Raw genomic sequence first — 19,386 nt, 5'->3', positions numbered from 1 at the left:
TCCTCCACACCTGCAACCAGCACGGCGGTCCACCGGCCCGCAGGCGCCCGGCCCCGGCCGACCGCACCCCGCCCGGAAACGCACCCCCGGCAGACACCGCAACCCCGGACAGGAACCGGCGCCCCGGAAGCCGCACCCCCGGCACAGGAACCCCCACCCCGCACCCCCGGCACAGGAACCACCGCCCCGCACCCTGCCCGCACGCCCCACCCCCGCACAGGGCCCGCCGCCGCGCGACAATGTCCGCATGCCCGAAGGAGACAGCGTCCACCGCGCCGCCGCCCGCCTCCACGCGGCCCTCGCGGGCCGCCCCCTCACCCGCAGCGACCTCCGCGTCCCCCGCTTCGCAACCGCCGACCTCACCGGCCGCACCACGCTCGACGTCACCCCCCGCGGCAAGCACCTCCTCGCACGGTTCGAAGGCGGCCTCACCCTCCACAGCCACCTCCGCATGGACGGCGCCTGGCACGTGTTCCCCGCGGGAGCCCGCTGGCACGGCGGCCCCGACTACGAGGTCCGCGCGGTCCTCGGCACCGCCGAGCACACCGCCGTCGGGTACCGCCTCCCCGTTCTGGAACTGATCCGTACCGCCGACGAGGACCAGGCCGTGGGCCATCTCGGCCCCGACCTCCTCGGCCCTGACTGGGACCCGGCCCGGGCGGCGGCGAACCTCCTCGCTGCCCCCGACCGCCCGCTCGGCGAGGCCCTCCTCGACCAGCGCAACCTCGCCGGGATCGGCAACATCTACAAATCCGAGCTCTGTTTCCTGGCCCAGGCGACCCCCTGGACCCCCGTCGGCGCCCTCCCCGACCCCCCGGCGACCCTGCCGCGCATCGCCGCCGCCGCCCAGCGCCTCCTCGCCGCGAACATCGGCGACCGGGCGAGGGGCCGCCGCAACACCACGGGCATCGGCCGCCCCGGCCCCGACCTCTTCGTGTACGGCCGTGCCCGCCGCCCCTGCCTGCGCTGCGGCGCCCCCGTCCGCGAAGCCGAGCAGGACGGCCGCCCCACGTACTGGTGCCCCAGCTGCCAGGCCGGACCCACCCCATAGTTGACGCCCCGTCAGATCCGGTCGTACGGTCCCCGCATGCCCACACCCGCGCCCGCACCCACTCCGCCCACGCCGCCCACCCCCCACGACCTCACCGGCCGCACCGCCCTGATCACCGGCGCCGCCGGCGGCATCGGCCGCGCCACCGCCCTCGCCCTGGCCGGGGCCGGCGCGCACGTGCACTGCGCCGACCGCGACGAGCCCGGGCTCGCCGAGACAGCCGCCCTCGTCGCCAAGGCCGGCGGCGCCGCCACCGTCCACCCCCTCGACGTCACCGACCGGGCCGCGCTCCGCGCCGCCGTCGCCGCGGCGGGCCCCCTCGACATCGCCGCCGCGATAGCCGGGGTCATGCACACCAGCAGCGTGCTGGAGACGGCCGACGAGGATCTCGACCGGATCCTGGACGTCAACTTCAAGGGCGTCCTGCGTACCTGCCAGGAGGCGGCCCGCTCCATGATCGCCGCGGGCCGCCCCGGTTCGATCGTCACCATGGCCTCCGGCGCCGTGGACGCCGCCCAGCCCGGCCTGCTCTGCTACAGCGCCTCCAAGGCCGCGGTCGTGCAGCTGACCAAGACCCTCGCCACCGAGGCCGGCCCGTACGGGATCCGGGTCAACGCCGTCGCTCCCGGCTGGATCCGCACCCCGATGACCGGCCGCCACAGCCCCGAGGTCCAGGAGCAGACCGAGGCGATGATGATCCGGATGTCCCCGCTGCGCCGGGTCGGCGAGCCCGAGGACGTCGCCCAGGCCGTGCTCTACCTGACCTCCGACGCCTCGTCCTTCATGACGGGCCAGATTCTTCGCCCGAACGGCGGAGTCGTGATGCCCTGGTAGCGGCTCCCCCGCCACCCGCGCCGGTCCGCGCCTCGCCCCCGCCGGCCATACCGTGCGCCCCGGTTACGCCCACTGCGGCGGCCGCAGCCGCCCCGGAAGCCCCGGCGGCCTGCCGGGCCTTCCGTACCGGGCCCGGCACGCAGTGCACCGGCAGGAGCCCCAGCCCCCACCCGCCCACCGCCACCGCGCCCTCCACGGGCCCCGCCTCGGCGGGTGCGAAGACGAGGCGCAGCACGGCCCACCACCACAGCACGCCCACCGTCAGCGCGAGGGCCTGAGCGACGGATGTGCGCAGCGACCGCCGCACGGCTACCTCCCAGGGGCCGGGACCCGGACTCCCCATCCTCCCGCACCCCCTTCGCCCCCGCACCCAGAACGGCACGGAGCCCCGGCCGGTGCTCGACGCACCGGCCGGGGCTCCGGCCACACTCATACGTTCACGTGCTCGCTCACGCGGCTACGACATTCACCGCTTCCGCAGGCGCCTTGATGGTCACCCGCTCCGGTCCACCCGTGACCGAAGCCATGGAGACCGAATTGAGCATCGGGCGGACCGGTACGCTCACCGGTTCGCTTGCCGCGGCCGACTGTGCCAGCTCGGCCAGCGACAGTTCGTCGCTGACTTCGCGCATCAGCTCGGACATCCGTACGTCCAACGCGTCGCAGATCGCGGAGAGCAACTCGGAGGATGCCTCCTTCTGCCCCCGCTCCACCTCGGAAAGATAGCCGAGCGAAACTCGGGCCGACGAGGAGACTTCGCGCAGAGTACGGCCCTGGCGCTGGCGCTGCCGACGCAGCACGTCACCCAGCAGGCGACGGAGCAGAATCATCGGTGGCTCCCTCCTCTGACCGTGTAGCCGCATCCTTCACGCCCCACCGTACCGCCTCGCGCCGCGGCCGTGCGGGGAGCGATGTCGTGTTCACTCAGGGCTGCAAACATCAAATCCCCCCGTTCTGTTCCGTATCCTGCCTCCGCGCATTGTCGCGGAGTTGGCTTGAGAGGAGTTCGAGCACTGTGCGTGCACTCTCCCTACGAATTTCCGTACGGGAGCCGTTCAACCACAGCCGGGCCGTTTTCCTGCCCTCCGGGCCCGAGACGGAGACGAAAACGGTGCCCACCGGTTGCCCGTCCTGCGGGTCCGGACCGGCCACCCCGGTGGTCGCGATTCCCCAGGAAGCGCCCATGACCCGCCGCACCCCGGCCGCCATCTCCTCGGCGACCTGCGCGTTCACCGCGCCTTCTGCTTCGAGCAGCCCGGCGTCCACGCCCAGGACCCGGTGCTTGAGTTCCGTGGCGTACGCCGTCACGGAACCGCGGAAGGACCGGGAGGCGCCCGGGACGGCCGTGAGCTCGGCCGCGACCATGCCGCCGGTCAGCGATTCCGCCACGGCGAGCGTCTGGTCACTCTCCGCGAGCAGCCGCAGCACCTCCGCGGCCACCCCGGCCCCGGCAGTCCCCCGGACCGCGCCGTCCGACAGGGGGGAAAGTTCCCCCGCCGAGTGCGTCACCGCGCGGCCCGCTCCGCGGCGATGCCCGCCCGGCGCAGGACGAGGGCCTGGCGGATGTAATCCAAACCGGTGACGACGGTCAGCACGACGGCGAGCGCCATCATCCAGAAGCGCAGGGTCGCCAGCGGTCCGGTCAGCGCGAGGACGTACATGCCCACGGCCGTGCCCTGGGCCAGGGTCTTCATCTTGCCGCCGCGGCTGGCCGGAATCACTCCGTGCCGGATCACCCAGAAGCGCAGCAGCGTGATCCCGAGCTCCCGTCCGAGGATCACCCCGGTCACCCACCAGGGCAGGTCGCCGAGCCAGGAGAGGCAGATCAGCGCGGACCCCATGATCGCCTTGTCGGCGATCGGGTCGGCGATCTTGCCGAAGTCCGTGACCAGGTTGTACGTACGGGCCAGGTGTCCGTCGAAGATGTCCGTGATCATGGCGACGGCGAACGCCGCCCACGCCCACGCCCGCCAGACGGGGTCGTACCCGCCGTCGGCGAGCAGCAGCATGACGAATCCCGGCACCAGTACGAGCCGGATCATCGTCAGGATGTTGGCGATGTTCCACAGGCTGGCCTGATTGACGGCCGCAGTCCCGAGCTGTGCGCCGGGCACGGGCCGGCGGCCGGTCCCGCCCGCCGCAGGTGCCGGGACTCCGGTCATCCGGCCGCCTCCTCGAACTCCAGGCCCAGGGGCTCGGCCACCAGGTCCACGCCCAGGGTGCCGACCACCTTCGCCGTGACGATGCGCCCGGGGACCAGGCCGGCGCCGTCCGTGAAGACGACCTGCCCGTCGGTCTCGGGAGCCTGGTGGGCGGCGCGTCCGTAGGCGCCCTCGCCCTCCTCCGCCTCGTCGAGCGGCACGACCGTCTCGACGAGTACCTCCAGGGTCTCCCCGATCCGCTCTTCCGCGCGCTGCGAGGTGAGCTCCTCGGCGAGGCGCTGCATGTGGGCGAGGCGCTCGGCGATGGTCTCGGCGTCGAGCTTGTTCTCGTAGGTGACGGCTTCGGTGCCGTCCTCGTCGGAGTAGCCGAAGACGCCGATGGCGTCGAGCCGCGCGTGGGTGAGGAAACGCTCCAGCTCGGCGAAGTCCGACTCCTTCTCGCCGGGGAAGCCGACGATGAAGTTGGACCGGACGCCGGCCTGCGGGGCCTTGGTGCGGATGGTGTCCAGCAGCTCCAGGAACCGGTCGGTGTCACCGAAGCGGCGCATGGCGCGCAGCACGTCGGGGGCCGAGTGCTGGAAGGACAGGTCGAAGTACGGGACGACCTTGGGGGTCGAGGTCAGCACGTCGATCAGGCCGGGCCGCATCTCGGCGGGCTGCAGGTAGCTGACGCGGACGCGCTCGATGCCGTCCACCGCGGCGAGCTCCGGCAGCAGGGTCTCAAGCAGGCGGATGTCGCCGAGGTCCTTGCCGTACGAGGTGTTGTTCTCGGAGACCAGCATGACCTCCTTGACGCCCTGCTCGGCCAGCCAGCGGGTCTCGCCCAGTACGTCGCTGGGGCGGCGGGAGATGAAGGAGCCGCGGAAGGACGGGATGGCGCAGAAGGAGCAGCGCCGGTCGCAGCCGGAGGCGAGCTTCACCGAGGCGACGGGGCTCTTGTCCAGACGGCGGCGCAGGGGCGCGCGCGGCCCGGATGCGGGCGCGAGGCCGTCGGGGAGGTCGGCCGGCGCGGGGGCGGGCTCCTGGGCGTGGCCGGGGAGGGCGACCGCGGTGTCCTGGCGCTCCGCGGGGCTGATCGGCAGCAGCTTGCGCCGGTCGCGCGGGGTGTGGGAGGCGTGGATGCCGCCGTTGAGGATGGTCTGCAGGCGGTCGGAGATGTCGGCGTAGTCGTCGAAGCCGAGCACGCCGTCCGCCTCGGGGAGCGCTTCGGCGAGTTCCTTGCCGTAGCGCTCGGCCATACAGCCGACGGCGACGACGGCCTGCGTCCTGCCCTGATCCTTGAGATCGTTGGCTTCCAGCAGGGCGTCTACGGAGTCCTTCTTGGCGGCTTCGACGAAGCCGCAGGTGTTGACGACGGCTACGTCCGCGTTCGCGGCGTCCTCGACGAGCTCCCAGCCATCCGCCGCCAAGCGGCCTGCGAGCTCCTCCGAGTCCACCTCGTTACGGGCGCAGCCAAGAGTGACAAGGGCGACGGTACGGCGTTCGGGCATGGACTCAAGACTACTTCGTCCCGGCGGCGGCCCCCGCCCACTCCCCCACGACGAGATCCCCGGAGTGCGGCGCAGCACTCCGGGGATCTCGGACCGAACGTTCCGCCTCGGGGCGGCCCTGGTCAGCCCGCCTGCGGCTGACCCGGGGAGGGGTCTTCCTTGGTGTAGGTGAGACGTTCCACCTGGCCGGGCTGGAAGTCGTCCTTGATCTCCTTGCCGTTCACGAAGATCTTCACGGCCCCGGCGTCGCCGAGCACGAGGTCGACGGACTCCTTGTCGGTGAACGTCTTGGACTCGCCCTGGGTGAGGGTGCCGTCGAAGAGGAGACGGCCGCTGTGGTCCTTCGCGGAGATCCAGCTCTCGCCCGTGTCCGCCGTCAGGACGACCGTGACGAGGTCCTTGGGCGCGGCGGCGATGGCACTGTCCGAGGGCACCGGCGTCGGCGCCTTCGGGCTCGGGGAGACTTGCGGGGGCTGGGGCGCCGGCTGCTTGCCGCCGGACTGCTTGGGTGCGGGCTGCGGGGCGGCGGAACCTTCCGCCACCGGCTGCTTGGCCTTGTCGTCGCCGCCGCCGAAGGCGGTGAACCCGACGAAGCCGATCACGGCGACGATGGCGGCGACCATGGCGGCGGTCCAGTTGGGCCGCTGCCTCTCGGGGCGGATGCGCTCGGCTTCGAACATCGGCGCGGCGGGGGTGGGTGCCGGCCGGCCGCCGTGGGCCGCGTCGTAGCTGTCGATCAGGGGTGCCGGATCGAGGTGGACGGCGCGGGCGAGCGTACGGATGTGACCGCGGGCGTATACGTCGCCGCCGCAGCGCGTGAAGTCGTCCTCTTCGATCGCGTGCACGATCGGGATGCGCACGCGGGTGGTGGAGCTGACCTCGTCGACGGTGAGCCCGGCGGCGATCCGGGCCTGCTTGAGGGCCGTCCCGATGGACGGTCCTTCGACGGAGCGTTCGACGATGCGGTCGTCGGACCGGTCGTCGGACCGGTCGTCGGACCGGTCGTCGGTCGAAGGACGCTCGTCTTCGGGGGAGTTGGAGTTGCCGATGGACACGAGGGCGCCTTTCGAGCGTGTAGCCACCTGCTGGAAGTCCAGTCTAGGGGGGTGACGAAAGGGTGGAGCAACCGGAGGGTGCACTTCCTACGCCATCCGAATGGCGAAGGAAGATCCGTTTCCGGCGCGGCGGCCCTGCGCCGTGCACGTGGCCGTGCGCGCGGTGCCGCCACCTCCGTTCAACTTGACGCGCGCCCGGGGGAAACGGTTGCTCGCCGATCCCTTACGGGTGAGCCTCCCCGCGGATGACCGCGAGCAGTCCGTCCAGCTCGTCGGCCTTGAGCAGCACGTCCCGGGCCTTGGAGCCCTCGCTCGGGCCGACGATCCCGCGGGACTCCATCAGGTCCATGAGCCGTCCGGCCTTGGCGAAGCCCACCCGCAGCTTGCGCTGGAGCATCGAGGTGGAGCCGAACTGCGTGGTGACCACCAGCTCCGCCGCCTGGCACAGCAGGTCCAGGTCGTCGCCGATGTCCTCGTCGATCTCCTTCTTCTGCTTCTGCCCGACCGTGACGTCGTCCCGGAAGACGGGCGCCATCTGGTCCTTGCAGTGCTGGACGATCCCGGCGATCTCGTCCTCGGTGACGAAGGCGCCCTGGAGGCGGACCGGCTTGTTGGCCCCCATCGGCAGGAACAGCCCGTCGCCCTTGCCGATCAGCTTCTCGGCGCCCGGCTGGTCCAGGATGACCCGGCTGTCGGCGAGGGAGGAGGTGGCGAAGGCGAGCCGCGAGGGCACGTTCGCCTTGATCAGGCCGGTGACCACGTCCACCGAGGGCCGCTGCGTGGCGAGCACCAGGTGGATGCCGGCCGCGCGGGCCAGCTGCGTGATCCGGACGATGGAGTCCTCGACGTCGCGCGGGGCCACCATCATCAGGTCCGCGAGCTCGTCGACGATCACCAGCAGGTACGGGTACGGGCTCAGCTCGCGCTCGCTGCCCGGCGGCAGTTTGATCTTGCCGTCCCGGATGGCCTGGTTGAAGTCGTCGATGTGCCGGTAGCCGAAGGCGGCCAGGTCGTCGTAGCGCAGGTCCATCTCGCGCACGACCCACTGGAGCGCCTCGGCGGCCCGCTTGGGGTTGGTGATGATCGGCGTGATCAGGTGCGGGATGCCCTCGTACGCCGTCAGTTCGACGCGCTTGGGGTCCACCAGCACCATCCGGACGTCCTCCGGGGTCGCGCGGACCATCACGGAGGTGATCAGGCAGTTGATGCAGGAGGACTTTCCGGAGCCGGTGGCGCCGGCCACCAGCACGTGCGGCATCTTCGCGAGGTTGGCCATGACGTAGCCGCCCTCGACGTCCTTGCCGAGCGCGACGAGCATCGGGTGGTCGTCCTCGGCCGCGTCCGCCAGGCGCAGCACGTCGCCGAGGTTGACCATCTCGCGGTCGGTGTTCGGGATCTCGATGCCGACCGCCGACTTGCCGGGGATCGGGCTGATGATCCGGACGTCCGGGGAGGCCACCGCGTAGGCGATGTTCTTCGCCAGCGCCGTGATCCGCTCGACCTTCACGGCCGCGCCGAGGGTCACCTCGTAGCGGGTGACCGTCGGGCCCCGGGTGAAGCCGGTGACCTTCGCGTCGACCTTGAACTCGGTGAACACGTTCGTCAGGGAGCCGACGACGGCGTCGTTCGCGGCGCTGCGCGTCTTGCCGGGGCCACCGCGCTCCAGCAGGTCCAGCGACGGCAGCGAGTACGTGATGTCCCCGCGCAGCTGGAGCTGCTCGGCGCGCGGCGGCAGCGGCTGGCTCTTCTCCGGCGCGGCCTTGGTCAGGTCGGGCACCGCCAGCGTCCCGGACACCGCGGCGGTGGTGTCGTGCGGCTCCTCGGCCGACGGCGCGGCGGGGGCAGTTGCGGGGGCGGCCGGTACGGGGCGCTGCGCGCGCGCCGGCGGCACCGGCGCGGTCGGCTCCGCGCCCTCCCGCTCGGGGCTGATCCCCTGGGTCAGGTCGGCGACGAGCGGCGACGGCGGCAGCCCGCCGTACACGGCACCGTCCAGCGCGGCGGCGGCCGCGGCGGCCACGTCGACGGCGTCCATCTCGCGGTCCATGGCCGGCCGGGCCGAGGTCCGCCGCGGGCGGCGGCGCCGGGCGAGCGCCTCCCCCTCGGCGGCGTCGGCCGGGTCGCCGGACAGCGCGTCGGCGCCCCCGCGGGCCCGCCACCGCTCCGGGTCGTGCCGTTCGCCGGGGGCGGCGCCGGCCTCCCGGTCCCCGTAGTCCTCGTCGTACTCGTTCGGCGCGATGATCCCGAGCCGGATGCCGAGCCGCCGCAGCCGCTGCGGGATCGCGTTGACCGGGGTCGCGGTGACCACCAGCAGTCCGAAGACCGTCAGCAGCACCAGCATGGGCACGGCGAGCGGGGCGCCCATCGTGAAGATCAGCGGCTTGGAGGCGCCCCAGCCGATGAGCCCGCCCGCGTCCTGCATGGCGGTGGTGCCCTCGTCGCGGCCGGGCGCCCCGCAGGCGATGTGGACCAGGCCCAGGACGCCGACGGCGAGCGCGGACAGCCCGATGCCGATGCGCCCGTTGGCGTCGGCCTGCTCGGGGTGGCGGATGAAGCGCACCGCCATGACCCCGAGCAGGATCGGCACGAGCAGGTCGAGCCGCCCGAAGGCCCCGGTGACCAGCATGGTGACCAGGTCCCCGACGGGACCGCTCAGGTTCGACCAGGTTCCGGCGGCCACGATCAGCGCGAGGGCCAGCAGCAGCAGCGCCAGGCCGTCCTTGCGGTGGGCCGGGTCCAGGTTCTTGGCGCCCTGGCCGATGCCGCGGAAGACCGCGCCGACCGCGTGCGCGCAGCCGAGCCAGACGGCGCGCACCAGCCGCACCACACCGCCGGTCGGGGAGGGCGCGGGCTTGGCCGCGACCTTCTTGACCGGGGCGCGCCGGGCGGCCGCGGCCTTCTTCGCGGGAGGCTTGCGCGCGGGAGCCGCTTTCTTCGCCGGCGCCGTCGTACGGCCGGTGCGGCCCTTCGCGGTGCTCGGGGAACCCTTACCGGACGTACGTGAGGCCATGGGGCCGAGGTTACCGGTGTGCACGCCGGTGGACACGCGTGCCCACCCCTTCACCCGTTCGTGTCGCCCGCACCGGCGGCGCTTTGACGCGCCGCCAGACCTGACGCCCGCCCAGTACGCGTCCCGGCCGGGCTCCTTCGCCGGACGGCGGCCGGAAGCCGAGGACGAAGCCCGGCGGCCGAAAGCGGGGGACGAAGCCCGGCGGCCGCACGGCCGCGGTGCGCCCCGCGGCGGCGGAGCCGGTCGTCCGGTTCAGCCCTGGGCGGGCAGCATCGCTCCGCCGCCGGTTCCGGGCTCCAGGGCGTCGAGCGCCCGTCGCAGCCCGGTCAGTTTGCGCTCCAGGTGGGCGGCGGTCGCCACCACCGCGGCGTCGGCCGAGTCCTCGCCGAGCTGCTTGGTCAGCGCCTCCGCCTGCTCCTCGACCGCCGCGAGCCGCGCGGACAGCTCGGCCAGCAGTCCGGCGGTCTCCTTGCTGGCGTCCACGCCGTTGGAGTTGCCGCCCTCCAGCTGGAGCCGCAGCAGCGCCGCCTGCTCGCGCAGTTGGCAGTTCTTCGTGTACAGCTCGACGAAGACCGACACCTTGGCCCGCAGCACCCACGGGTCGAAGGGCTTGGAGATGTAGTCCACCGCACCCGCCGCGTACCCGCGGAACGTGTGGTGCGGACCGTGGTTGATCGCGGTGAGGAAGATGATCGGGATGTCCCGGGTCCGCTCCCGCCGCTTGATGTGCGCGGCCGTCTCGAATCCGTCCATCCCCGGCATCTGCACATCCAGCAGGATGACCGCGAAATCGTCCGTCAGCAGCGCCTTGAGCGCTTCCTCCCCCGACGACGCCCGGACCAGTGTCTGATCGAGCGCGGAGAGGATGGCCTCCAGCGCCAGCAGATTCTCCGGCCGGTCATCGACCAGGAGGATCTTGGCCTTCTGCACCATGCCCTGTCCTCCTCGCCCCGGCATGGGGCCTCCCCGGCTCCTGGCTCCGGCCTGTGCGCCGGGCCCCGCCCCAGAGGACGGCATCCTTGCGCCGTCCGTCCTTGTGCCGGTCATCGTAGCCCCAGTCCCGAGATCGCCACACCCTGTCACCAAGATGTCACTGTGCACGAAACGGAAACGCGGCGGGGTACCAGAAGGTTCCCCGCCCGCCGTCCGCCCCACGCGCCTCCGGCCGCTTCGCGGCGGCCCTTGCCCTGCGTATGCCCGCCCCGCGTCACTTTCCCCGCATCCACTGCTCCATCACCGACAACAGGAAATCGGGGTCGACGGGCTTGGTGACGTAGTCGGACGCCCCGGAGTCGATCGCCTTCTCCCGGTCGCCCTTCATCGCCTTGGCCGTCAGCGCGATGATCGGCAGCCCCGCGAACTGCGGCATCCGCCGGATCGCCGACGTCGTCGCGTACCCGTCCATCTCGGGCATCATGATGTCCATCAGGACGACCGTCACATCGTCGTGCTGCTCCAGGACCTCGATGCCCTCCCGGCCGTTCTCCGCGTACAGCACGGACAGCCCGTGCTGCTCCAGCACGCTGGTGAGCGCGAACACGTTGCGTACGTCGTCGTCCACGATGAGCACCCGCTCGCCCCGGAAGTCGTACTTCCGCGGCACCACCGGCAGTTCTTCCTCCGCGTCTGCCCAGCCGTCCGCGGCGCCCACCGCGCCGGGCTGCCCCGGCACGGCCGTACGCGACTCCTGGTCGCTCGCCGCCTTGCGCCGCCGCCGGAACAGCGCGGCCGGACCGCCGCCCTGCCCCGCCTGCTCGGCGGCCGGCCGTGAGGCCCGTACCGGCTGGGCCTGCACCGGCGCCGCGGGCGCCGCCGCGACCTGCGGAAGCTCCGGCCTCGGCTCGTCCGCCGGCCTGCGGTACAGCTCGCCGCGCGCCCCGCCGGGCGTGGGCGGCGCGTACCCCTGCGGGGGCAGCTCACTCGGGTGCAGCGGCAGGTACAGCGTGAAGGTGGACCCGCGGCCCGGCTCGCTCGCCGCGTGGATCTCGCCGCCCAGCAGGCGGGCGATCTCCCGGCTGATGGACAGCCCGAGACCCGTACCGCCGTACTTGCGGCTCGTCGTCCCGTCGGCCTGCTTGAACGCCTCGAAGATCACCAGCATCTTGCTCGCCGCGATCCCGATCCCGGTGTCCGTCACCGAGAAGGCGATCAGGTCCCCGTCCGCCTCGCGCAGCGACCCGGCTTCCAGCAACTGCTCCCGGATCGCCGTCGGAACATCCGCCCCGGCGGGCCGGATCACCAGCTCCACCGCCCCGGTGTCGGTGAACTTCACCGCGTTCGACAGCAGGTTGCGCAGCACCTGGAGCAGCCGCTGCTCGTCGGTGTGCAGGGTGGCGGGCAGCTCCGGGGAGACCCGTACCGAGAAGTCGAGCCCCTTCTCCGCGGTCAGCGGCCGGAAGGTGGCCTCCACGTAGTCCACGAGCTGGACCAGCGCGATCCGCGTCGGCGAGACGTCCATCTTGCCCGCCTCGACCTTCGACAGGTCGAGGATGTCGTTGATCAGCTGCAGCAGGTCCGAACCGGCCCCGTGGATGGTCTCGGCGAACTCCACCTGCTTCGGCGACAGGTTCTCCTCCGCGTTGTCGGCGAGCAGCTTGGCCAGGATCAGCAGCGAGTTGAGCGGGGTCCGCAGCTCGTGCGACATGTTCGCCAGGAACTCGCTCTTGTAGCGCATCGAGACCGCGAGCTGCTCGGCCCGCTCCTCCAGGACCTGCCGGGCCTCCTCGATCTCGGTGTTCTTCACCTCGATGTCCCGGTTCTGCTGGGCCAGCAGCTCGGCCTTCTCCTCCAGCTCCGCGTTGGCGGCCTGGAGGGCCTTCTGCCGGTTCTCCAGCTCGTCGGAGCGCTCCCGCAGCTGCTCGGTCATCTCCTGCGACTGCTTCAGCAGCATCTCCGTCTTGGAGTTCACGCTGATGGTGTTGACGCTCGTGCCGATCATCTCGGCGATCTGGCTGAGGAAGTCCTTCTGGATCTGCGTGAACGGAGTGAAGGACGCCAGCTCGATGACGCCGAGCACCTTCCCCTCGAAGAGCACCGGAAGCACGATCACGTGCGCCGGCGGCGCCTCGCCGAGCCCCGAAGAGATCCGCAGGTAGCCGGGCGGGGTGTTCTCGACGAGGATCGTCCGCTTCTCCTCGGCGACGGTCCCGATCAGCCCCTCCCCCGGCCGGAAGGAGGTCGGCATCTGACCCCCGGCGTACGCGTAGCTCCCGCGCATCCGCAGCTCGTACGAACCGTCCGCGCCGCCCTCCGTCCCGATCGCCGTGGTCCCGCCGACCGGCAGCGCCAGGAAGAAGGCGCCGTGCTGCGCCGAGACCACCGGGGTGAGCTCGCTCATGATCAGCTTGGCCACGTCGTCCAGCTCCCGGCGCCCCTGCATCAGGGCCGAGATCCGGGCGAGGTTGCCCTTGAGCCAGTCCTGCTCCTTGTTGGCGAGGGTGGTGTCGCGGAGGTTGACGATCATCGTATTGATGTTGTCCTGGAGGACCTGGATCTCCCCCGCCGCGTCCACGTCGACCTTCAGGCTGAGGTCGCCGCGGGTCACCGCGGTGGCCACGGCCGCGATCGCGCGGACCTGCCGGGTGAGGTTGCCGGCCATCTCGTTCACGGACTCGGTGAGGTCCCGCCACGTGCCGTCGACGTCCCGGACGCGGGCCTGGCCGCCGAGGATCCCCTCCGTGCCCACCTCACGGGCGACCCGGGTGACCTGGTCGGCGAAGGAGGACAGCTGGTCGACCATCGTGTTGATGGTCGTCTTGAGCTCCAGGATCTCGCCCCGGGCGTCGATGTCGATCTTCTTGGTCATGTCGCCCTTGGCGATGGCGGTCGTGACCATGGCGATCTGCCGCACCTGACCGGTGAGGTTGGAGGCCATGAAGTTCACCGAGTCGGTGAGGTCCTTCCACGTCCCCGATACGCCGGGCACGTGCGCCTGACCGCCGAGGCGGCCCTCCGTGCCCACCTCGCGGGCCACGCGCGTGACCTCGTCCGCGAACGACGACAGGGTCTTCACCATCGTGTTCACGGTGTCCGCCAGCTGGGCGACCTCGCCCCGCGCCTCGACGGTGACCTTCTTCGTCAGGTCGCCGTTGGCCACCGCCGCCGAGACCTGCGCGATCCCGCGCACCTGGGCCGTCAGGTTCCCGGCCATGGTGTTGACGTTGTCGCTGAGGTCCTTCCAGATGCCGGTGACCCCGCGCACCCTGGCCTGGCCGCCGAGGATGCCCTCGGTGCCCACCTCGCGGGCCACCCGGGTCACCTGCTCAGCGAACGAGGACAGCTGGTCCACCATCGTGTTCACGGTGGTCACCAGCTCGAGGATCTCGCCCTTCGCGTCGACGGTGATCTTCTTCGACAGGTCGCCCATGGCGACCGCCGTGGTGACCTCGGCGATGTTGCGGACCTGCGAGGTCAGATTGTTGGCCATGAAGTTGACGGACTGCGTGAGGTCCTTCCAGGTGCCGGAGACGCCCTTCACCTCGGCCTGCCCGCCCAGGATGCCCTCGGTGCCGACCTCCCGGGCCACCCGGGTCACCTGCTCCGCGAAGTTCGACAGCTGGTCGACCATCGTGTTCAGGGTGTTCTTCAGCTCCAGGATCTCGCCCCGGGCGTCCACGTCGATCTTCTGCGACAGGTCACCGCGCGCCACCGCCGTGGCGACCTGGGCGATGTTGCGGACCTGCGAGGTCAGGTTCCCGGCCATGCCGTTCACCGAGTCCGTCAGGTCCCGCCACACGCCGGCCACGCCGGGCACCTGGGCCTGGCCGCCGAGGCGGCCCTCCGTACCCACGTCCCGGGCGACCCGGGTCACCTGCTCCGCGAAGGCCGAGAGCTGGTCGACCATCGTGTTGATGGTGTTCTTCAGCTCCAGGATCTCGCCCCGGGCGTCCACGTCGATCTTCTGCGACAGGTCACCGCGCGCCACCGCCGTGGTCACCTGGGCGATCTGACGGACCTGCGAGGTCAGGTTCCCGGCCATGAAGTTGACCGAGTCGGTCAGCTCCTTCCAGGTACCGGACACCCCCTCCACCCGGGCCTGGCCGCCGAGGCGGCCCTCCGTACCCACGTCCCGGGCCATCCGCGTGACCTGGTCGGCGAAGGAGGACAGCTGGTCGACCATCGTGTTCACGGTGTTCTTCAGCTGGAGCATCTCGCCGGAGACGTCCACGGTGACCTTCTGCGACAGGTCGCCGTTGGCCACCGCCGTCGTCACCTGCGCGATGTTGCGCACCTGACCGGTCAGGTTGCGGAAGGCGGTGTTGACCGAGTCGGTGAGGTCCTTCCACGTCCCCGCGGCCCCCGGCACCTGCGCCTGCCCGCCCAGTTCGCCCTCGACGCCGACCTCGCGGGCCACGCGCGTCACCTCGGCGCCGAAGGACTGGAGCTGGTCCACCATCGTGTTGACGGTGTTCTTCAGCTCCAGCATCTCGCCGGCCACGTTGACGGTGACCTTCTGCGACAGGTCGCCGTTGGCCACCGCCGTCGTGACCTGGGCGATGTCCCGCACCTGGGTGGTGAGGTTGCGGAAGACCGTGTTCACCGAGTCGGTGAGGTCCTTCCACGTGCCGGCGGCCCCGGGCACCTGCGCCTGCCCGCCGAGCAGGCCCTTCGCACCGACCTCGCTGGCCACGCGGGTGACCTCGTCGGCGAAGGTCCGCAGCGTCTCGGTCATCTGGTTGATCGTTTCGGCCAGCTGCGCCACCTCGCCGCGCGCGCTCACCCGGACCTTCTGCGACAGGTCGCCGTTCGCGACCGCCGTCGTCACCTGCGCGATCCCGCGCACCTGGGCCGTCAGGTTCCCGGCCATGGTGTTGACCGAATCGGTCAGGTCCTTCCAGACGCCCGCGACCCCGGGCACCTTCGCCTGGCCGCCTAGCTCGCCCTCCGTACCGACCTCGCGGGCGACGCGCGTCACCTCGGAGGAGAAGGAGGACAGCTGGTCCACCATCGTGTTGACGGTGTTCTTCAGCTGGAGCATCTCGCCGGCCACGTGCACGGTGACCTTGCGCGACAGATCGCCCTTCGCCACCGCCGTCGTGACGAGAGCAATGTCACGCACCTGGGCGGTGAGCCGGTACGCCATCGTGTTGACGGAGTCGGTCAGGTCCTTCCAGGAACCCGACATCCCGCGGACCTGGGCCTGCCCGCCCAGCTTGCCCTCGGTACCGACCTCCAGCGCCACGCGCGTCACCTCGTCGGTGAACGCGGACAGCTGGTCGACCAGGTTGTTGACCGTACGGCCGACCTTCAGGAACTCCCCGCGCAGCGGGTGCCCGGCCCCCTCGGCGGCCTGCGTCCGCAGGTCCATCCGCTGGTCCAGATCGCCCTCGGCGACCGCGGACAGCACCCGGCCCACCTCGGACACCGGGCGGGCGAGGTCGTCGACCAGCTGGTTGGAGGCGTCGATCGCGGACGCCCAGGAGCCCTCGCAGGCGCCTGTTTCCAGCCGTTCGCTCAGCTTGCCCTCACGGCCCACCATCCGCCTGACGCGGGACAGTTCCCCGGTGAGGTGCAGGTTCCGGTCGGCGACCTCGTTGTAGACGGCGGCGATCTCCGCCATCACGCCGTCGCCGGACACCGTCAGCCGCTTGCGGAAGTTCCCGTCCCGCATCGACACCAGGGCCGTGAGCAGCCGGTTCAGGGCGGCGGTATCGACCTCCGTCGTGCCACTGCGCCGGGAACGTCCGCCCTTCGGCCGCGTTCCCGTACGCCGCACCGCTGCGCCAGACTCCACCGTGTCCCTCCCGAAAGGGTCGACCACTGTTCCACCGGACACCGGACTCCTCGCGAGCCGGCTCTCCAAGCCTGCCCAGTGTTTCACCCTGGCCGAACCCGGCCATAACACTTCGGCACCATCGCACACCGGCCGTACCCTGCGGGTGGATTCCCCGACGACGGCACCATGCCGACCGCGAAGGTAAGTAACCTGGCACCCGATGTCCAACCGCGTCGAAGGAGACTCGTGATCACGGCACGGGCGGCTGCCAGTTTCGACCCCCTCGGGCGTTCGGTCGCCGCAGCCCGCGCGTTCGTCCGCGACACCCTGCACGGCTGGGGCTTCGCGGACATCGTCGACGACGCGGTGGTGCTCACGAGCGAGCTCGTCACCAACGCCGTGGTCCACGCCGGAACCCGGGCCGAGGTCCTGTGCCTGCGCGCGGAGGACGGCGTACGGGTCGAGGTCGCCGACCGGTACCCGGAGCGGGAGCTGCCGCTCCAGCACCCCGGTGAGCGCCCGTACGCCGACCCCGACCGCGAGAACGGCCGCGGGCTCATGCTCTGCGCCGCGCTGGCCACCCGCTGGGGCGTCGAGTACACGGCCACGCACAAGCACGTGTGGTTCCGCATCGACCTCCCGGACCGGCCGGTCGGTACCCGCTCCGCGGGGCCCGTCATCCCGGACCAGATGCTCCCGCTCGCCGACAGCCGGGTCCGCGTCGCCGTCCTGCAGATCGACGGCGACGACGCGGTCTCCGCCTGGAACGAGGACGCCGAGCACATCTTCGGCCATCCCTCCGAGAAGGCCGTGGGACGCCCGCTCGCCGAGCTCGCCGCCTGGCCGCAGACCCCCGGCACCGGCACCGGCATCGCCGAGGCCCTGCGCCTGTCCCGCTGGGAGGGCAGCTACGGCATCCGCGGCGCCGACGGACGCGTCATCCCCGTCTACGCCTCCCACCTGCGGGTCCGCGACGCCCACGGTGAGCCGTCCATCGTCTGCCTCCTCGTCCACGACGACGAGCGCGCTCTCCTCCAGACCCCCGCACGGATCCCGGGCGCCGACAGCGGCCAGCTCACCGAGCCGCGTCCCGCGGACCCCTTCGAGGTGTTCATCGGCTCGCCCGCCCCCGACGACCTCGACGGGCTGCTCCAGCGCACCGTCGAACGGGCCCGCGACCTCCTCGACGCCGACGCCGCCTTCCTGCTGCTGGCCACCGACGACGAGACCGAGCTGGAGGTCCGTGCCACGACCGGCCTGCCCTCCACCCGCCAGCGCTTCGCCCGCGTCCCCGTCGAGGCCGGCACCAACCGATACGGCTCGGCACGGATGCCGGCCGTGCACGACGACCTGACGGCCGTCCCCGGGGCCGTACCGCTGCTGGAGTCGACCGGCATGCGCTCGGTCATCACCGTCCCGCTCAAGGTCGAGGGCCGGCTCACCGGCTCCCTCGGCGTCGCGGCGGAGGTCCCGGGCCGCTATTCCAACGAGGAGGCGCTGCGCCTGCAGTTCGCGGCCGACCGCATCGCCCTCGCCGTGGAGTCCGCCCGGCTCGGCGAACTGGAACGCCTGCGCCGCGGCTCCCTCTCCTTCCTCGTCGAGGCCTCCGACCTGCTGGCCGGCACCCTCGACCGGGACCAGACCCTGGCCCTCATGGCCCAGATGACCGTCCCGACGCTCGCCACCTGGTGTGCCGTCTACACGATCGCCGACCAGTCCTCGGACCCGTTCCTCTCCTACGTCCTCCACGAGGACGAGGAGCGCATCGACGGCCTCAAGGAGCTCCTCTCCCGGGTCAGCCCGCCGGAACCGGTCCGCGAGGCCGGCGCCCGCCCCTGGCCCGAGACCGCCCGGGCGGTCGGCGGGGAGACCGTCGTGCTCCCCCTCCTGGCCCGCAACCGCGTGATCGGCCTGCTGACGCTCGGCAAGCCGTCGGAGGAACACTTCCGCCAGGAGATCCTCGAACTCGCCGAAGACCTCTCCCGCCGGGCCGCCCTGGCCCTGGACAACGCCCGCCTGTACTCCGAGCGCACCGCGATCAGCCGCGCGCTCCAGCGCAGTCTGCTGCCGCCCGACTCCCCCGCCATCCCCGGCATGGAGGTCGAGGTCATCTACCGCGCGGCGGGCGAGGGCAACGACGTGGGCGGCGACTTCTACGACGTCTTCCCGATCCGCGACGGCGCGTACGGCTTCGCCATCGGTGACGTCTGCGGTACGGGCCCGGAGGCCGCGGCCGTCACCGGCCTGGCCCGGCACGCCCTGCGCCTCCTGGCCCGCGAGGGCCTCGGCGCCCCGGCGGTCCTGGAGCGGCTGAACGCGGCCATCCTCGAAGAGGGCGCCCGCAGCCGCTTCCTGACCCTGCTGTACGGCGAGCTCCACCCCCAGCCCGACGGCGGCGCTCTCATGAAGGTCGTCTGCGCCGGCCATCCCCTCCCGCTGCGGCTGCGGCCGAACGGCGAGGTCATCCCGGCGGCCGATCCGCAGCCCCTGCTGGGCGTGATCGAGGACCTGGAGCTGTACGAGCAGACCCTCGTCCTGGACCCGGGCGACGTCCTGCTCTGTGTCACGGACGGCGTGACGGAGCGCCGCGAGGGGACCCGCATGCTCGGCGACGACGGCCTGGCGGAGGTCCTCACCACCTGCACGGGCCTCACCGCCGGCGCGGTCGCCTCCCGCGTCCTGCGGGCGGTCGAGCGGTTCGCGGCCGAGCCCGCCTCGGACGACATGGCCATCCTGGTCCTCCGCGTCCCGCAGCCGCGCGAGGGCGAGTAACCCCCACCCACCCCAGGCAGCAAGCCCGTTCGCACGGTCCACGTACGAACGGGCTCCTGCCGGGCCCGTTGGCCGGGGTCGGGAAACGCAAGAAGGCCCCCACCGAATGGTGGGGGCCTTCTTTGTTGGAGCCCTTTAACGGAATCGAACCGTTGACCTTCTCCTTACCATGGAGACGCTCTACCGACTGAGCTAAAAGGGCGGGTTGTTCGGCGGCGTCCTACTCTCCCACAGGGTCCCCCCTGCAGTACCATCGGCGCTGAAAGGCTTAGCTTCCGGGTTCGAAATGTAACCGGGCGT

11 protein-coding genes, 1 tRNA gene and 1 rRNA gene are annotated in these 19,386 nt (G+C 71.8%); 3 read left to right on the top strand and 10 right to left on the bottom strand.

Going from position 1 to position 19,386, the window contains the following annotated elements; genetic code table 11:
- Positions 1-247 precede the first annotated feature (247 nt).
- Positions 248-1,051, top strand: a complete 804-nt coding sequence (locus ACFWTC_RS32840) for a DNA-formamidopyrimidine glycosylase family protein (RefSeq protein ID WP_383928259.1) — start codon at positions 248-250, stop codon at positions 1,049-1,051.
- Positions 1,052-1,885, top strand: a complete 834-nt coding sequence (locus ACFWTC_RS32835; RefSeq protein ID WP_383928262.1) for an SDR family NAD(P)-dependent oxidoreductase — start codon at positions 1,052-1,054, stop codon at positions 1,883-1,885.
- 449 nt (positions 1,886-2,334) lie between these two features.
- Here the strand turns inward: ACFWTC_RS32835 and ACFWTC_RS32830 are convergent, their stop codons facing one another.
- The 8 genes from ACFWTC_RS32830 to ACFWTC_RS32795 all read right to left on the bottom strand — a co-directional run bounded on the left by ACFWTC_RS32830 (position 2,335) and on the right by ACFWTC_RS32795 (position 16,332).
- Positions 2,335-2,715 (bottom strand): helix-turn-helix domain-containing protein, encoded by a 381-nt coding sequence (locus ACFWTC_RS32830; RefSeq protein WP_030012484.1) that lies wholly within the window; start codon positions 2,713-2,715, stop codon positions 2,335-2,337.
- 109 nt (positions 2,716-2,824) lie between these two features.
- A complete protein-coding gene (locus ACFWTC_RS32825) occupies positions 2,825-3,325 on the bottom strand; it encodes a CinA family protein (RefSeq protein ID WP_384028184.1) in 501 nt (166 codons plus the stop codon).
- A 65-nt stretch (positions 3,326-3,390) separates the two neighbouring features.
- A complete protein-coding gene (pgsA, locus tag ACFWTC_RS32820) occupies positions 3,391-4,047 on the bottom strand; it encodes a CDP-diacylglycerol--glycerol-3-phosphate 3-phosphatidyltransferase (protein ID WP_383928268.1) in 657 nt (218 codons plus the stop codon).
- Positions 4,044-5,537: a 30S ribosomal protein S12 methylthiotransferase RimO gene (rimO, locus tag ACFWTC_RS32815; protein WP_383928271.1), complete on the bottom strand. Its 1,494-nt coding sequence runs from the start codon at positions 5,535-5,537 to the stop codon at positions 4,044-4,046. The genes pgsA and rimO overlap by 4 nt, the downstream gene beginning before the upstream one ends.
- 122 nt (positions 5,538-5,659) lie before the next feature.
- On the bottom strand, positions 5,660-6,592 hold the full coding sequence (locus ACFWTC_RS32810) for a helix-turn-helix domain-containing protein (RefSeq protein WP_384028183.1): 933 nt from the start codon (positions 6,590-6,592) through the stop codon (positions 5,660-5,662).
- Positions 6,593-6,815: 223 nt separating this feature from the next.
- A complete protein-coding gene (locus tag ACFWTC_RS32805) occupies positions 6,816-9,599 on the bottom strand; it encodes a DNA translocase FtsK (protein WP_383928274.1) in 2,784 nt (927 codons plus the stop codon).
- Positions 9,600-9,851: 252 nt separating this feature from the next.
- A complete protein-coding gene (locus tag ACFWTC_RS32800; protein ID WP_383928277.1) occupies positions 9,852-10,532 on the bottom strand; it encodes a two-component system response regulator in 681 nt (226 codons plus the stop codon).
- A gap of 274 nt (positions 10,533-10,806) precedes the next feature.
- The gene (locus tag ACFWTC_RS32795) at positions 10,807-16,332 is read right to left on the bottom strand and encodes a HAMP domain-containing protein (RefSeq protein ID WP_383928280.1); all 5,526 of its coding nucleotides are present in this window, start codon (positions 16,330-16,332) and stop codon (positions 10,807-10,809) included.
- 168 nt (positions 16,333-16,500) lie between these two features.
- Between ACFWTC_RS32795 and ACFWTC_RS32790 the strand changes: the two genes are divergently transcribed.
- Entirely contained in the window at positions 16,501-19,086 is a 2,586-nt protein-coding gene (locus tag ACFWTC_RS32790) for a SpoIIE family protein phosphatase (protein ID WP_383928283.1), read from the top strand.
- Positions 19,087-19,212: 126 nt separating this feature from the next.
- Here the strand turns inward: ACFWTC_RS32790 and ACFWTC_RS32785 are convergent.
- Together ACFWTC_RS32785 and rrf are read right to left on the bottom strand one after the other, a co-directional pair.
- Positions 19,213-19,288: transfer RNA gene (locus ACFWTC_RS32785), tRNA-Thr, on the bottom strand.
- Between the two features lie 5 nt (positions 19,289-19,293).
- A 5S ribosomal RNA gene (gene rrf, locus ACFWTC_RS32780) occupies positions 19,294-19,386 on the bottom strand; the annotation flags it as partial.

This window comes from Streptomyces sp. NPDC058619 (assembly GCF_042717785.1).
In the GTDB taxonomy this organism is placed as follows: Bacteria; Actinomycetota; Actinomycetes; order Streptomycetales; family Streptomycetaceae; genus Streptomyces.
The sequence above is the reverse complement of the archived record's forward strand: the minus strand, read 5'-3'. Positions and strand labels throughout refer to the sequence as shown.

What these genes read in the sequence shown, in the direction of transcription:
- ACFWTC_RS32840 (WP_383928259.1), top strand. Translation starts at nt 248, where the DNA reads ATGCCCGAAGGAGACAGCGTCCACCGCGCCGCCGCCCGCCTCCACGCG.
- ACFWTC_RS32805 (WP_383928274.1), bottom strand. Translation starts at nt 9,599, where the DNA reads ATGGCCTCACGTACGTCCGGTAAGGGTTCCCCGAGCACCGCGAAGGGC.
- ACFWTC_RS32830 (WP_030012484.1), bottom strand. Translation starts at nt 2,715, where the DNA reads ATGATTCTGCTCCGTCGCCTGCTGGGTGACGTGCTGCGTCGGCAGCGC.
- ACFWTC_RS32800 (WP_383928277.1), bottom strand. Translation starts at nt 10,532, where the DNA reads ATGGTGCAGAAGGCCAAGATCCTCCTGGTCGATGACCGGCCGGAGAAT.
- ACFWTC_RS32790 (WP_383928283.1), top strand. Translation starts at nt 16,501, where the DNA reads ATGCCGACCGCGAAGGTAAGTAACCTGGCACCCGATGTCCAACCGCGT.
- pgsA (WP_383928268.1), bottom strand. Translation starts at nt 4,047, where the DNA reads ATGACCGGAGTCCCGGCACCTGCGGCGGGCGGGACCGGCCGCCGGCCC.
- rimO (WP_383928271.1), bottom strand. Translation starts at nt 5,537, where the DNA reads ATGCCCGAACGCCGTACCGTCGCCCTTGTCACTCTTGGCTGCGCCCGT.